This is a genomic window from Clostridium drakei, assembly GCF_000633595.2.
Taxonomy (GTDB): domain Bacteria; phylum Bacillota; class Clostridia; order Clostridiales; family Clostridiaceae; genus Clostridium_AM; species Clostridium_AM drakei.
Window position 1 is genome coordinate 1 of the sequence record NZ_JIBU02000073.1, and the last position, 16,222, is coordinate 16,222.

General features: G+C 27.9%; 14 protein-coding genes and 1 pseudogene. 4 read left to right on the top strand and 11 right to left on the bottom strand.

All coding sequences use genetic code 11. The annotated features are described in order from the left end of the window. Positions 1-204: 204 nt before the first annotated feature. Together EG57_RS0223875 and htpG are read right to left on the bottom strand one after the other, a co-directional pair. Positions 205-2,088 (bottom strand): MutS family DNA mismatch repair protein, encoded by a 1,884-nt coding sequence (locus tag EG57_RS0223875; RefSeq protein WP_032079582.1) that lies wholly within the window; start codon positions 2,086-2,088, stop codon positions 205-207. Positions 2,089-2,318: 230 nt separating this feature from the next. Beyond that, on the bottom strand, positions 2,319-4,208 hold the full coding sequence (gene htpG, locus EG57_RS0223880; RefSeq protein ID WP_032079583.1) for a molecular chaperone HtpG: 1,890 nt from the start codon (positions 4,206-4,208) through the stop codon (positions 2,319-2,321). Between the two features lie 545 nt (positions 4,209-4,753). Between htpG and EG57_RS0223885 the strand changes: the two genes are divergently transcribed. Together EG57_RS0223885 and EG57_RS0223890 are read left to right on the top strand one after the other, a co-directional pair. Beyond that, positions 4,754-5,269, top strand: coding sequence for an RNA polymerase sigma factor (locus EG57_RS0223885; RefSeq protein WP_032079584.1), 516 nt, complete (start codon positions 4,754-4,756; stop codon positions 5,267-5,269). Continuing rightward, complete coding sequence (locus EG57_RS0223890) at positions 5,269-6,543, top strand: DUF4179 domain-containing protein (protein ID WP_032079585.1); 1,275 nt, start codon at positions 5,269-5,271, stop codon at positions 6,541-6,543. Before EG57_RS0223885 ends, EG57_RS0223890 begins: the two co-directional genes overlap by 1 nt. A 180-nt stretch (positions 6,544-6,723) precedes the next feature. Here the strand turns inward: EG57_RS0223890 and EG57_RS0223895 are convergent, their stop codons facing one another. From EG57_RS0223895 to EG57_RS0223905, 3 genes are read right to left on the bottom strand one after another with little or no spacing between them, the layout of a single operon-like run. Then, on the bottom strand, positions 6,724-8,256 hold the full coding sequence (locus EG57_RS0223895) for a DHA2 family efflux MFS transporter permease subunit (RefSeq protein ID WP_032079586.1): 1,533 nt from the start codon (positions 8,254-8,256) through the stop codon (positions 6,724-6,726). 25 nt (positions 8,257-8,281) lie between these two features. Continuing rightward, positions 8,282-8,941 (bottom strand): HlyD family secretion protein, encoded by a 660-nt coding sequence (locus EG57_RS0223900; RefSeq protein WP_032079587.1) that lies wholly within the window; start codon positions 8,939-8,941, stop codon positions 8,282-8,284. A 15-nt stretch (positions 8,942-8,956) separates the two neighbouring features. Next, the gene (locus EG57_RS0223905; RefSeq protein ID WP_032079588.1) at positions 8,957-9,922 is read right to left on the bottom strand and encodes an HlyD family secretion protein; all 966 of its coding nucleotides are present in this window, start codon (positions 9,920-9,922) and stop codon (positions 8,957-8,959) included. Between the two features lie 193 nt (positions 9,923-10,115). Here EG57_RS0223905 and EG57_RS0223910 point away from each other — a divergent pair, with 193 nt between their 5' ends. Beyond that, complete coding sequence (locus EG57_RS0223910; protein ID WP_032079589.1) at positions 10,116-10,718, top strand: TetR/AcrR family transcriptional regulator; 603 nt, start codon at positions 10,116-10,118, stop codon at positions 10,716-10,718. A 398-nt stretch (positions 10,719-11,116) separates the two neighbouring features. Here EG57_RS0223910 and EG57_RS0223915 read toward each other — a convergent pair whose 3' ends face one another. The 6 genes from EG57_RS0223915 to EG57_RS0223940 form a co-directional block, all read right to left on the bottom strand. After that, positions 11,117-11,452 carry a WYL domain-containing protein gene (locus EG57_RS0223915; protein ID WP_052038067.1) on the bottom strand — a complete coding sequence of 112 codons (336 nt, stop codon included), beginning with the start codon at positions 11,450-11,452 and terminating at the stop codon, positions 11,117-11,119. Positions 11,453-11,520: 68 nt separating this feature from the next. Beyond that, entirely contained in the window at positions 11,521-12,261 is a 741-nt protein-coding gene (locus EG57_RS0223920; RefSeq protein WP_032079590.1) for an MBL fold metallo-hydrolase, read from the bottom strand. A gap of 358 nt (positions 12,262-12,619) precedes the next feature. Continuing rightward, positions 12,620-12,892 carry a cell wall-binding repeat-containing protein gene (locus EG57_RS0223925; RefSeq protein ID WP_032079591.1) on the bottom strand — a complete coding sequence of 91 codons (273 nt, stop codon included), beginning with the start codon at positions 12,890-12,892 and terminating at the stop codon, positions 12,620-12,622. A gap of 182 nt (positions 12,893-13,074) precedes the next feature. Further along, on the bottom strand, positions 13,075-13,806 hold the full coding sequence (locus EG57_RS0223930) for an ABC transporter permease (protein WP_032079592.1): 732 nt from the start codon (positions 13,804-13,806) through the stop codon (positions 13,075-13,077). A 110-nt stretch (positions 13,807-13,916) separates the two neighbouring features. After that, positions 13,917-14,678 carry an ABC transporter permease gene (locus tag EG57_RS0223935; protein ID WP_032079593.1) on the bottom strand — a complete coding sequence of 254 codons (762 nt, stop codon included), beginning with the start codon at positions 14,676-14,678 and terminating at the stop codon, positions 13,917-13,919. Next, a complete protein-coding gene (locus tag EG57_RS0223940) occupies positions 14,675-15,586 on the bottom strand; it encodes an ABC transporter ATP-binding protein (protein WP_032079594.1) in 912 nt (303 codons plus the stop codon). Before EG57_RS0223940 ends, EG57_RS0223935 begins: the two co-directional genes overlap by 4 nt. A 247-nt stretch (positions 15,587-15,833) precedes the next feature. Here EG57_RS0223940 and EG57_RS0223945 point away from each other — a divergent pair. Then, positions 15,834-16,163: pseudogene (locus EG57_RS0223945) on the top strand (response regulator); the annotation flags it as partial. Between the last annotated feature and the right edge of the window lie 59 nt (positions 16,164-16,222).

The window sequence follows — 16,222 nt, forward strand, 5'->3', positions numbered from 1 at the left end:
AGTAACTTTCAACTGTATGGAGACTGATATATGCTGTGAAGGAAGATGCGAACAAATTTTTCAATATCTCAAGCATTAGAACTTCTTAATGAAGTGAGTTTTCCTTCACAGCATATATCAGCCGAAATACAGTTGAAAGTTACTTCGCTTTACATACGCTTGAGTCGCATTATGTTTAAGTCGAGTAATTAATAATAAAAATACTTATTCATCTTCATTATTTTCTTCTATTTCAATTCCAGCCAACTTCATTAAATATAAAGCATTTCTTGTAGGTGAAATTCCAGACTTCAATTTATAATCAAAATAAATTTTATTATCTCTATAGTATTCAGAAAAATGGTAGTTTTTAATTTTGGAATCTTTATCATTTGCCATTTCACCTAGTTCCAAGTCATGAGTGGATATAAATCCAAGATTTCCTGTTCTACTTAATTGCTTTACTAAAATCATAGCTCCAGTATGTCTATCCTTTGAATTAGTTCCTTTAAAAATTTCATCTAATAAAAATAATACTTTTTTACCTTCCTTTGAGGCCTCAACAATATTTTTAATTTTTAATATTTCTGCATAAAAGGAAGATATACTTTGACCCAAGTTATCGCTTGTTCTCATACAACTATAGAGATCCATGATAGTACAGCAAAATTCATCTGCACATACAGGAGCTCCAGCATATGCCAATATGATGTTAATTCCTACAGTCCTCATAAATGTACTTTTCCCTGACATATTAGAACCTGTTATAAGTGCAACTTGATATGGTTCTTCTATATTTAAATTATTACATACTCTTTTTTCTCCTAAAAGCGGATGACCCATATTTTTTGCTGTAATCATCGATGCTCTAGCTACAATCTTAGGCATACTCCAATGTGGATTATCATATTTAATATTTGCAATACTGCATAATGCTTCTAGTTCCCCTATTATAACAAGCCACTTTTCAAAGTCATCACCTGCTTTTATCTTCCATTTTTCAATAGAAATAGTCCAGTGATATTCTAACATGAGAATTGAATTTAAAATAGGATATAATGTATTACGTCTACTTACTATAGATTCACAAATCTTAGAAAAAGTATCTATTTGTTTATATGCGCTTTTGGCATCATTGTCATAAAGTGTTTTACACAAATCTATAATGTACTTTGACTTAAATTTATGCTTTTCTATATGCTTGAGCATATTTCTATATGTTTTTATACTATAATTATATTTCTCTGCAATAATTAAGTTCTTCATCCTATCTTCTCTTTTTATCCTTAAAATAACACATTGAACAAGGATGAAAAAAATAGGAATATAGTATGGAATTATGTAAAATATTTTTGGTGCACTTGTACTAGTGTCCAGTAAAACTGCTATGACATAATCAATTATTCTAACTATTAATGTTAAACTGGTTATTCCAGTCACTATTGAAAGAACTCTTAAAATCCAAATTATTTTATTTTTTAATATATAGTCATTTTTTTCTTTTATCCATGCAAAAAGCTCTTTGGTATCTTGTTTATCATTACAAATTATTTTTGCTTCTGCCTCAAGCCTCTGTCTAAAGTGTATTTTAGGTCCCAGTTCTGTAACTGCACACTGTCTATCATGTATAATCTGTTCATTTTCAGGTTTTTTTGTTAATATTTCTTTCAATCTTTGTCTTCCAATGTAAGTGCGACATGTATTTATCCATTGAAACAAAGAAATTTTTCCAAAAATATCAAGATCATATGAATAATTATGGTTTTCATCTACAAATTCTTCTCCAGTATCCTGAAAATCTTTCCACTCTCCCTTTAGTCTTTTTATTGAAGTTTCATTTATTTCCTTAAGTGCATCTATATATTTCTTTTCATTTTCTAAATTTTTATGTAAATGAGCTAGATAACAAAGCAAAATAATCATAACTAAGACTACAGAATCAAATATGAAATACAATTTTAAGGTATACATTCTTATTAAAATTACAAATCCCAATACAAAAACAGCAAGCCTTAAATTACTTAGACTATTCATACGTTTCTCTTGTTTTTCTAATAATAAATTATATTTAGTTTTTCTCTTTTCATATTCCTTTAATGCTATTATCAACTTAATCCTCCTATCTAAATGGTTTTCAAATAAAATATATCAATTCTAAATCAAAGTAAATCATTCCCAAATATAATAATACATCATATAAAACATATAACTCAAGTCTTTTAAAGTAAAGAACGTATATAGATTTACATGATCCATATACGTTCTTGAAATTTAAATTAAATACAATTTTTAACCTTGACTCATACAACTAACATCTTACTTCAACACTTACATATATCTTATTTAATTAAATTACATATATCATTTGCAAATTGAACTGGATCTTCTATTGAAAGACCTTCAATTAATAATGCTTGATTATATAAAATATTTGAATACATTTTTACCTTATCTTTATCTTCTTCGAATGCTTTTTTAATAGCATCAAACATTTCATGATTTGTATTTATTTCTAAAATCTTATCAGCTTTAAGATTTGGATTATTTGGCATCATGTTAAGCACTTTTTCCATTTCAATAGAAAGTTCACCTTCATTTGCAAGACAAACTGGATGAGTCTTCAACCTCTTTGATGCTCTAACGTCTTTAACTTTTCCACTTAAGGCTTCCTTCATGAAATCAAATAAATCTTTGTTTTCTTGTGTTTCCTTTTCATTTTCTTTTTCATCAGATTCAATACCTAAATCTTTGCTGGAAACAGATTTAAACTCTTTTTCTTTATATTTCATAAGTATTTTAATTGCAAATTCATCAATATCATCAGTAAAGTATAATATTTCAAAACCTTTATCTTTGATTAACTCAGTTTGTGGCAACCTTTCAATCTTTTCTACACTTTCACCAGTTGCATAATATATGAATTTTTGATCTTCCTTCATACGTGAAATGTACTCATCAAGACTTACAAGTTTTTTCTCTGTTGAAGAATAGAACATCAATAAATCCTGAAGAACTTCTTTGTTAGTTCCAAAGTCAGCATAAACACCATATTTAAGCTGTCTTCCAAAGCTCTTAAAGAATTCATCATACTTTTCACGATCATTTTTAAGCATTAATGAAAGTTCACTCTTTATTTTATCTTTTACTTTCTTTGCAATGAATTTAAGTTGTCTATCCTGCTGCAAAAGCTCTCTTGAAATGTTAAGAGAAATATCAGCAGAATCAACTAGACCTTGAACAAAGCTGAAGTAATCTGGCAATAAATCTGAACACTTTTCCATTATTAAAACACCATTAGAATAAAGCTCTAAACCTTTTTCAAATTCCTTTGTATAGAAATCATAAGGTGCTTTAGCTGGAATAAATAATAAAGCATTATAGCTTGCCAATCCTTCAACACTAGTATGGATTGATTTTAAAGGTTTTTCATAACCAAAATGCTTATCCAGATAGAATTGATCATAATCTTCTTGTTTTAATTCATTTTTATTTTTTCTCCAAATTGGAACCATACTGTTTAAAGTTTCATCTTCATAATAATCTTCATATTCTTTTTTTCCGTCTTCTGCTTCGCTGCCTTCCTTTTCCTTACTCTTTTTTGCCATCATTTTAATTGGATATTTGATAAAATCAGAATACTTCTTAATTAAAGCTTTCAATCTATATTCATCCAAGAATTCATCATAATTTTCATCCTCAGTATTTGCTTTTATCTTTAATATGATTTCAGTTCCAACTGTTTCTTTATCTGTAGATTCAATATCATAACCTTCTACTCCCTTTGATTCCCACTTATAAGCTTCATCTGAATCTATAGAGCGACTTACAACAGTAACTACATCTGATACCATGAAAGATGAATAAAAGCCAACTCCAAACTGACCTATTATATCCACGCCTTCTTTTTCTTCATTTTCATTTTTGAATGATAAAGAACCGCTTTTAGCAATAGTACCAAGGTTATTTTCAAGCTCATCCTTTGTCATACCAATACCTGTGTCAGTAATAGTAAGAGTTCTATTCTCCTTATCTGCTGTAATCCTAATATAAAAATCTTCTTTGTTAAAGCTTATATTGCTGTCAACAAGTGAACGATAATAACTCTTATCAATTGCATCACTTGCATTTGATATAAGTTCCCTCAAAAATATTTCTTTGTTTGTATAAATTGAGTTAATCATTAATTCAAGTAGTCTTTGAGATTCTGCTCTAAATTGTTTTGTAGCCATTTATATCATTTCCCTTCATTGAAATTTTTTAACATATTAAAACCACACCTATAAAGTAGGTGCGGTTATTTTTAAATTAATCAAGCCACTTTCCTACTCTCAATCCTTATAGATTTCAAAAAGATTCACATAAACTCATTGAAATTATCCACTAAACAATCTTTACTGATTAAGAACATATATTGTAAATTCGTGATTTTATAATTTTTATTTTATCAATATGTATTTTTAAATTATTTTTGTTAGCACTCATCGTTATTGAGTGCTAACTATATTTTAGCAATTATATTTTTTTTGTCAATATGTTCTTTAAATTTAATTTAAAATACATTGATTTTTTCAAGCTACTTAGAAATTTTGGTTAATATTAAGTTCTAATATAGGAATTTTGGAACTTTTTTGATAAAAATGGCCCATATTATTGAAAAATAAAAGACATTTCCAATTTTCTCAACTATCATTTAAATATAGTATGTAAATAATATGTTTTAAAAATGAACTTTTCTCACATCCCAACACTCTTATATTTAGAATCGAGGTGCTAAATGGATATAAATATATTAGTAAAAAAAGCAAAACAAGGTAATAAAGAAGCTCTAGTACAACTTATAATGGCACAAAAAGAGGATTTTTATAAATTAGCTTATTTATATATGAAAAATGAACATGATGCATTAGATGCCATGCAGGACACTATTGTAATCTTATATGAAAATATACACAAATTAAAAAACACTGATGCTTTTTACAGCTGGAGTAAAACTATTCTGGTAAACTGTTGCAAAAAACTTTTAAAACAAAATAAAAAAATACTTTCTCTTGATGGTATTAAAGAAGATTTTTCTGAAGAAAGCTTTGGTAAAAAGGATGAACAAATTGTACTCCAAAAACACCTATCAAGTTTAAAAGAAAAATATCAAGAAGTGTTAAAGCTTCATTACTTTTTGGATTTAGACAATGAAACTATATCAAAAATGATCAATATACCAGTTGGAACAGTAAAATCTCGTATATTTAATGGCTTAAAAAAACTTAAAGAAAGCCTCGGAGGTGATGAATAGTGAATGATGCAGAAAAGCTATTAAAAGAAACTAAATTAAACTTTGATAAATTAGAAACTCCAGAAGCTCTAGAAGCTAAATTGAGAATTGCACTTAAAGATATTAAACCTAAAAATAATAAAATTTCAAAAATAAAAATTGCTTCTATATTCATTTGTTTAATATTAGCAATCTATAATTTTAACACTTTAGCTTATTATTCTGAAAAAATTACAGGTTATGATAAAGTTATGGATACAAATTTAAAAAAACTTAATGAATTAGGCAAAGGGCAGACTATAAATAAAAGTTTTACTTTTAAAAGCGGATTAATTTTTACCCTAGATGGCATAATGGTTGACGATAATAAACTCCTAACTTTTTATACAATAAAAAATTCTAAAGGAAATGTTGAAAATACAGACATAAAATTAGAAATAAATGGAATTTTCGGAAGCCATTTATTTACTAATTCTTATGGAACTCTTAATGATGCCAAAACAGAAATGAAATTTACTGCAAATTTTAATCCTCCTTCAATGCTTGATAACAATTTAACATTAAATGTAATTTCTAAAGAAAATAATGAAACTGGAAAAATTTCATTTGCACTAGACAAAAATAAAGCTATGGGACACAACATAAAAAAATTTCTAAATAGAACTATAGAAACAAAAGACACTAGCCTCCATCTGCAATATATTTCTGCTTCTCCTACCACTACAGTAATTAAAGGAAGCATATCTAATATATTAGAAATAGCACTTAATAAAATCAAAGGTATAACCTTTTCACCAAGTAATTTAGATATAAAACTCATTGCTGATGGAAAAGTTGTTGAAAATCAAGCAGCAGAACTAAGTTCAAATATTACTGGAGTTACTTTTAAGTATAATTTTCAGCCTTTACCTGCTAATTTTAAAAAGCTTCAAATTGAGTTTTCAAGCTTAACCTCTGAGCACATTATAAATAAAAATTTTAAGTTGAAAAAAGAACTAAAAAATGAAAATATCAACATTGAAAATAAAAATATTAAAATAGATAAAATATATGAGGCTAATGGAAATACCTATATTACAATTTCTACAGAACAAGATATAATTCTAACAAAAGTAAATATGACTATAGATGGAAAAAATCTTCCTCTTAATAAGACTAATAAAGAAAATGGTAATAAAGATTCTTATACCAGAACACTAGAATTTATAGGAACAGGCAATAACCTAGAATTAAACATCCAACGCATGATCTACAAAACAAATTATAATAAAACTATAGATATAATTTCAAATTAAGCAATAAGGATCACTAATTTTAAAGGGATTGTGGCATTAAGAAACTTACATACAATATATTGTTTTAAATATTAATAATAAAAACAATATACTGTAGTATTTATTCTTAGTGTAACAACCCCTTTTCCCATATATACATTTTTACTTTAAACCATTATAAAACACTCTTTTAAATTATTTTTATATTTTACTAATTTGTTTTTTTATTCTCTCTATAAACATTAAAGGTATTGTTGCTGCCAAAACAATTAAAGTTAACATAAATACATCATCTATTGCATTCATATAAGATTCTGTATATACATACTTATAAGCTAAGTATAATACTCCTGTTTTAGCATTTGCTACTACTGCGCCCTTTTGCATTATATATCTTTGAACAGTATTAACAAAATTTGAAGTTACAGGATTAAAAGGTGTTAGTTGCTCAGCTAATCTATAATAGTGTAAGTTCTGTCTGTTTTGTAAAAATACTGTAAGTACAGTTGTGCTTAGTGAACCTGCTACCTGTTTTACTGTATTTTGTAGAGCTGAAGCCCTACTTATGAGTTCTGGCGGTACCTGTGCCATGCTCATAGTAGTGGCAGGCATCATACATAAACCAACACTAGCTCCTCTTATAAACAATAAAAATTTAAGTGTTGAATTATTCATATCTGTACTTAAAAAGTATAACTCATAAGTTGATATAATCATTAAAACTATACCTACAATAATAAAGGATTTACCCCCTATTTTATCTGACATTTTCCCGGCTATAGGCATAGTAAGTCCTGACCCTATTGCATAATACAACATAATAATACCTGACTGCATGGCATTAAGTCCAGATATATTTTGCAAAAACAATGGTATAAATACAAGCACCCCATACATAGCAAATACTATTATATTAATTAAAATTGTATTGACTGAATATGGAATTATTTTTAAAACTCTTAACTCTAGTAATGGATTTTCTATAGTGAGCTCATTGAATATAAATATTGCAAGGTTAAAACCTCCAAATACAATTAATAATGGATATTTTATATCTCCCCAATCTATTTTAGACCATTCACTTATTATATATAAAATACTTACAAGTCCTGATATAGAAGTTAAAACTCCAATAACATCCAATTTTTTATCAACTTTTTTTACATCTTCCTTTAATATTGCTATAGCAAGAATTGTACCTATTATACCAATAGGTACATTGATGCTAAAAATCAAATTCCAGCTTAAGTATTGAACTATATATCCTCCCAATGTTGGCCCAATAGCTGGAGCTACCATTATTGATATACCATATATGCCAGCTGCTAATCCAATTTTTTCTTTTGGAATTACCTTATAGAGAGTAGACATGCCAACTGGCATAATCATGCCTCCACCTATGGCTTGTAAAATTCTTGCCAGTATTAACACATCTATACTCCAGGATATTCCACACAAAAATGAACCTATAGTGAATACCACTATTGCAAATATATATACTTTCTTATAACCTAAAACCTCTTCTAAATACCCTGTTAAAGGTATAACCGCTCCTGCAGTAAGCATATATCCAGTTAAAACCCACTGACCAATATCTAAAGAAGTAGAAAAAACTGACATTATTTTAGGCAATGCTATATTTACAATACTAGTATCAAGAAATGCCATAAAGGTTCCTATAATGATTACCATTAAACAAAGCCATTTATAAGAAGCTGCTTCTTTCTCTTCCATTTGTAAACACCTGACTTTCTAAAGATTATTGTTTCACATGAATTCTTACCACTGCGTTAATTCCAGGTAATAATTTAACTTTTCCATAACTATTTAATTTTATTTTTACGGGTACTTTTTGAACAACCTTAGTAAAATTAGCACTTGTAGAGGTTGGAAGTAATGAAAATTCAGAAGCTGAAGCTTCACCAATAGACTGTATTAATCCAGTAAATTTTTTACCTTTATATTTATCTATTGAAATATCAACCTTTTCGCCTTCTCTTAATTTAATCAACTTTGTTTCTTCTATATTGGCTGTAATATAAACTTTATCTGTATCTACTACATAGGCAAGCACCTGACCAGCAGTTACTATTTCACCTGCATTTACTGCCTTTTTTATTATTGTACCTTTTATAGGTGCGCGCAAAACAGAAGTATCTAAATTAGAATCAGGTTGTCCAGCTAATTCCTGCTGTCCAACTATCTGTTCTTTATCCACCATAGTACCTTCTTCTCCATTAAATTCTAAGAGTTTACCAGATATTTGAGAACTTATCTTATATAAATCTCCATCTACTTTTGCATCCTCTGTGGAAACAAAATATGTACTATTATACCAATAATATATACCAATAGTTGCCATGCATATAACCATTATAAGCAGCATACCAATCATTACAATCTTTCTTTTTGATTTCATAATATACACCTTCTTTTACTTACTAAAACCTATTTGGGCAATCATGCCTGTTTTTAAAACATGACTTTCATCTTTTACTGTAACTCTCACTACATTTTTATTATTAGAATTCATCATTGGATTTATAACAGATATTTCTCCTTTAAACCTCTTTTCAGGCATATTTGATGGTTTTATAATCACTGCTTGTCCAATCTTAATTTGTGAAAGCATATCCTCTGGAACATATCCATCAATATATAATTCATCATTATTTACTACAGTAATTAAATTAGCCCCTGTAGCAGCAATTTCTCCTTCATGTATATTACAGATACTTACTACACCTGATATAGGAGATTTAATTACCCCATTGCTTAATTGAGTTTTATAAGAATCTACTAAAGTTTGTGCCTCTTTCACTGATGCTTGAGATGCAGCTATATCCTGCTGTGTTGAACCATTTTTTAACTTGCTCAAATTTTCATTATCGGAAGTCAATGTATTTTTAGCTGCAGTTAAAGCTGTCTCTACCTGTTCCATATTTTGTTTTGTATCATATCCTTTATCATAAAGCTGCTTTACACGATTATAATTACTTTGAATATTTTGAAGGGCTTTGTCATCACTAGCCATCTTAGCTTCTGATATAGCAATATCTTCAGGTCTAGCTGCACTTTCAACCTTGCTTAAACCAGCTTTTGCAGTGTTTACTTTTGCTTCTGCCTGTTTTACTTGATTATCTAAATCTGTAGTATCTAAATAAATAATTGCATCTCCTGCATTAACCTTACTTCCCACATCTACAGCAACCTTTGAAACTTTAGTAGGTGTAATTTTAGAAGCTAAATTTATTGAATCGTTAGACTGAATTTTTCCTGCAAAAATAAATACCTCTCTTGGAGCTGCTTGAGCTTTATAATTTTCACCTACTTCTGTCTTTGCACTACTACAGCCACCCAATAATAAAGAAAATACTAAAATAAAGATTACTTTTTTCATTCTGTAACTCACACTTCTTCCTAAATAAAAATATTAAAATTAAATTTTTTGCCATAAACATGAAATATATTTCATATTTGAATTATATGAAATATATTTCATGTTTGTCAAGAGTAATATGAAACTTTTTTCATATTCATATTATCCTTGACTGAACATTTTTTTTATACTAAAATCATTTTAGGTGATGAAAATGGATAGAAAAATACGAATACCTCGTCAAAAGAGGTCCATTGAAAAGAAAAATAAAATTATTGATGCTGCTTATAAAATATTTAATGAAAAAGGATATAATAATACAACTACTGTGGATATAGCAAAAGAAGCAGGCATTGCTACAGGTTCTGTATATGCCTACTTTGAAGATAAGAAAGATATATTTATTCAAGCTTTGCACAAATACAGCAATATTATGCAAGAACTTGTGCTTAACAAATTTAATCAGATACCAATTGAAGAAGATTTATTAAGTGTAATTAAACAAGTTATCAACATATTAATTGAATCCCACGATTTATCTAAAAATCTTCATAATGAAATTATGGCTTTAAGTTTTTTGGATGAAGATATAAAAAATCATTTTAAAAATCAACATCAGCAAATAACAATTAGAATATTTCAGCAACTAGAAGAAAGAAATATTATCATTAATAACCAAAAGGAAAAAATGTTTCTTGCATTAAATACTGCTGATAATCTTTGTCATGAATTACTTTTTTTCCACAATTCAGGTCTTAATAAAGAAGTTGCCATTGATCAATGTGCATATATGATAAAATGTTTGCTAACTTATTAGTAACTCAACTTTCGCACATAGACAATTTAAATTTAGTAAAATAAATACATTGCAACATAACTTTTTAGGTGAAGTCCGCATTGAATATATGGTGTATAAAAGCTATGGTTAAATATAATTTTCAATTACTAAAGCAGCTTATAACAATTTAATTACATGCGTACACTTGAAGTTACTAGTTTGAATTTTAGCTTTTATGTAGTGATATATGATAAGGGTGTCATCACCTTAGCTAAATTGCTTTAGTATTATTCTTAGCTCAAAATTTTTGAAAACCTTAGAACTTTAGTCCTGTCTGAGGGAACCGAGTTTGACAAAGTTCTTAGGCTTTCAAAAATTTCGAGCTTTATTTTAAATTGGAAACTCCTCTTCGTTTCCTGAAATGAAAAAGATGACACCTATATGTCATCTTTATAGAGTTCATTTATTCTTTTTACTTTGTTTTTTACTGCCTCTTTTAATTCAAATGGAGCTATAACTTTAACTTTGTCCTGTAGGCTGAAAACTAAATTAGAAGTCCATTCTAATTCAGAAACAGAAAATATAATTTGTCCTTTATCTTCTTTGCTGCTCATTCTATGAAAAAATTTCGCATCTATTTTATCTGTTAAGAAAAATTCATTAGTAATATCATATTCTAGTATAACTTCAAACCTTTCCGCTAATTCTTGTACTGTAATTCGCTCCGTATTTGCAAGGACATTTAAAATTCCCAGTAATCTATCAATCTTCACAATAACATGCTTTCTCCATTTCTAAGTAATAATATATAACATTTTTTATTCATCTTATTTTACCATTGTTATAAATCATTTATCAATTCTGCTATACGTTTATTCACATCACCCTTATATATACCGCCATGATAACAAATTACTGTTTCAATATCATACTTCATCAATTTTTTTATGGACTTAATATTCAATTCATTATCAAAATTAATATCTTTATCTGTTTTAACAAGCAAACCTTCTTTAACACTAAGAATGTCTCCAGCAATTAGTATTTTCCACTTATTAAGATATAAGCAAATATGTCCTGGTGTATGACCTGGTGTGTAAACAATAGTAATTCCTCCTAAGTATGGCAACTCCTCACCATCAATCAATGTCTTATCTACATTTATTCTACTGTGCTCAAAACCTACTTTTAGCTTTTCGTATACTATTTTTATATTATCAGGCAAATAATCTAATCTATCTTCAAGTTGAGCAATTTTAACAGGCTTTTTCTCACCATTTATATATGCTCTTTCTTCTTCATGAGTAAGAACCTTAACCGTTCTAGGTATATTTCTCAAAATGTCAGAAGCACTTCCTATATGATCAATATCCTGATGGGTTAAAATTATCGTATTCAGTTTGTTAAATGGTATTCCTTCTTTCTCAACTGCTTCACGAATTTGATGTAACTGACCAGGAAATGCAGTATCAATCAGAATCAATGAATCCTTATCGCAAAGTAAGGTTGGATTAATATCCATTGACGTTCCCATTATGTTAGCAGATAATTCAAGCACGTAAATTCCATTTTCAATTTTCATTTATTGTTTCCCCCTCTAAATCATCATAATAAATTGTAACCTATGTGTTATGAACTATAGAAAAATAATTTTCTGCTAAAATTATTTTTCTAATATCTATTGACTTTTATTAAATTATGTGTTATAATTAAATTTATAGAATGTTGTTTTAGTATAAACAATTATTGCACACTTGTCAATAAAAATGTCAGTATTAAGCGTATACTTATATAAATAGGTATACGCTTTTAGTTTTTTATATTAATTTGTTTACTGTCTAAAATCCTTGATTATTCCAACACAAAAACAGCTGGCAAAGGAGATTTAACCAACTGTAATTGTGTATTTAATATATATTTCCAACTTTTATTTTTATAGTTTAATTAATTTTATAAACAAGAGTTATCTGATCTTCGAAATTTTGTGAAATAACTTCTGTTCCACCTATCAATTGTTTATCAGTATTTAACTTTGCATTATTTTTAATATAAGTTACAGCATTATCTGTTGCATCAGAAGAGTCTTTATCCACTAATACAAGCGGTGCTGAATATTTTCCAGATATAGCCGAAGCTACAAGTGCATCTGCATACATGTCATCTGGATCTGAAAATTCAGCACTTGCAAGTACATTTTTCACTTTAATTTTCATATTATATTCATTTTCCTTTCCAACCTTTTTTAATATTTTAATATAAAAAATCTTTTAAACTAATATATAAATATTATATATTTATTTAAAATTCATTTCAAATATTAACAAATATGGTTAGAATAAAACAAATTTAATTGAGCCAATTTCATAATTTAGAATAACTTTTACCTTATCGTAATCTAGACATCTCTATTATTAAATTCATATAATCCAACTATTGTAAAGAATATAAACACAATAACTGATATTATATAAATATATATTGGGCAATCAAAACTTATACCTCCAGCATTTAACAATACTCTTCCAGGATAAGCCCAAGGAAACAGCATCCAATATTTAGTATTGTTAATAAGAAGAGCTGGAATAGAAAATGCTAAACCAATTCCTAAGGGGACAGCAATATTTTTAAACTTCATACTTAAATAATATTGAATTCCTATAACAGGCAGTGAAGCTACAATACAAAGCATTGGTGAATATATTAATTCCATTGGCATACTTTGATTACTTGGAGCCATAATCATTCCTACAAAAATAGTAAGTAACATAAAAATAATAAGATTTAATGCCACTATACCGCATACCACAACTAGTTTAGCTATATATAAATCACTTCTTTTTATAGGTAATGTCAATATTCTCTTGAAGTTGTCCTCTGCATTTTCTATTCTAACTAAAACAGCTATAATAATGGTAATAAATAGTGCTATAAGAAATAATCCATAAAACATAGAACTTTGAGTATAAACTTGTGACCATACATTTTGACCTTTTTCTGTAAAAAGCTCTCTATATCTCAAAAAATTTGTAAAACCAAGTATTACAAAAAATAGTGGAAGAAACATTACTATATTCAATATTTTTGAATGTCTTAACTTTAACAATTCCACTTTAAATACATTCTTCATTTTATTTAACCTCCTACTTTATATAAATATAAAAATTATTTACTTAATTCTTACACATAAAATAATTTAACTTAATTATGAACATAATTTCTAAACTATGAAATGTTGATTTATTTAATGTCCCTTTTATTAAATTCTATAATTCCTATTATAAGCCACAAAACACCAGATGCTATTCCAAAAAAAGCTGCTGCTTGTGCATCCCTATTTCCTTCTAAAGGCATTGCTAATATGACATTAGCATAAGGAATTATATATGAAAGTATCTTACTTTGTGCAAACATATAAGCTCCTATACTCCCTGCAAAACCTATAGCTGCTGATGCTAAAGAGTTTTTCATATAACAGCTTATAAATTGCTGGAGGCTTACTACACCTAGAGTTGCACATATTTCCAATATTTTATATTTAAAAATCAATGTACAATCACCATTAATACCAAAAAAACTTTTTATAAATATTACTGATACTCCATTTAAAACTACTAAAATAATTGCAGCTATTAACACTACAATCCATTTTGACATATAAATTCTTCTTCTTTCAACTGGTCTTGCTATTATTTGTTTCCAGGTATTTTCATTATATTCCGTATAATTTACAATAACTGCTACTACAACAATAGACAAGCTTAGAAGCATAAACCAAAAGGTAGAAAGATGATTTTCATAAATTAAAGCTTCTAATCTACCATTAACTCCAATATGAGCTAGTTGCTTTATATGATCATTCGACATTAAAAAATCAACTCTAATATATAAATCTGCAAATAACATAGCAAATGAAAGAATAGGAATGAAAAAAACTCCCTTCCATAGCACTGATCTTTTATATTTCATTAATTCAGATTTTAAAATTGATATGAAGCTCATTTAATTTCTCCTCCTTCAGTAAGGTCAAGAAATATTTCTTCAAGTGATTTTTGCACTTCTACAAATTTAAATATTTTATTGCCATCTAATATTAACTGTTTTAAAATATCATCAGCTTCTCTGCCTTCAGGTTGCAAAAAAATATCTTTATCTTTCAACTTAAATTTACATCCATAGTTATTTAATGTGTTCATAGTCTCTTGTAGATTTTTTGATCCTATACAAAATTCTCCTTTACTTTTAGCATGCAACTCCTCAAGTGTTCCTTGAAACAATATATTTCCTCTATTTATAATTCCAATGTCATCTGCTATAAGTTCAATTTCGCTTAAATTGTGGCTAGATATAATCACTGTCATATCATAAATCTTTGGAAGTTTTTTAATAAGGCCTCTTATTTCATGAATTCCTGCTGGATCAAGTCCATTAGTAGGTTCATCCAATATTAAAAGCTCAGGTTTTGATATTAAAGCTTGTGCAATTCCTAATCTCTGCTTCATTCCTAATGAAAATTTACTTACTTGTCTATTTTTCCATTCAGTAAGCTTTACCACTTCTAGAACTTCATCAATATACTTATGGTCAAGTTCTAAAAGTTCTGCCGTTACTTGAAGATTCTCATAAGCTGTTAAATTTCCATAATAGGATGGTGCCTCTACCATAGAACCTACCTTTCTCAAAATATCTATTCTATTTTTTCTCAAATCCATACCAAAAATTTTAACTTGTCCTTTTGTAGGTTTTATAAGTCCCAAAAGCATTCTTATAGTTGTTGATTTCCCTGCACCATTAGGTCCTAAAAATCCATAAACCCTTCCTTTTTTGACTGTTAAATTTATGCCATTTACCGCTTTAAAATCTCTAAATTTCTTTGTTAAATTTACTGTTTCTATAATTTTTTCTGACATTACCGCTCCTCCTTTAATTAAGTTATGTTTATATACTAAAGGTCCAAACTTAAATTTCATTTATGACAACCTTAACGGAACCTTAAAATTATTTCCTTAATCTAAAAGAAAACATAAATAATGTTATAATTGTAATTAGGTTTTCAGCAAAAAAGATGCCTTAACTTTTTATGGACTTACTAATTATAGTGAAAGGAAGTGATTTTTAGTGAGAGTTAAATACTTGTTTACTCTCACTAAAATATACATGTATAATATTTTAGATAGAAAAATACTTTTAATTGATGATGAAATAGAACTATTAAAACTTATGGAAACAGTTTTAAAAAAAGAAGGTTTTAGAAGAATATCTAAAGCTACAAACGGCACAGATGGCATAAAAGCATGCAAGATGGAAAATCCAGATATAGTAGTTTTAGATGTTATGATGCCTGATATAGATGGATTTGATGTATGCAAACACATTAGAGAGTTTTCCTTTGTTCCAGTCATTTTTTTATCTGCAAAATCTGATGATGTTGATAAAATTCTTGCTCTTGGCTTAGGTGCAGATGACTATGTAACTAAACCTTTTAGTTAGATGATTGCAGAATTGAAAGTTGAAAAATGTGGATAACTTTTGGAGCTTTGCTCAAA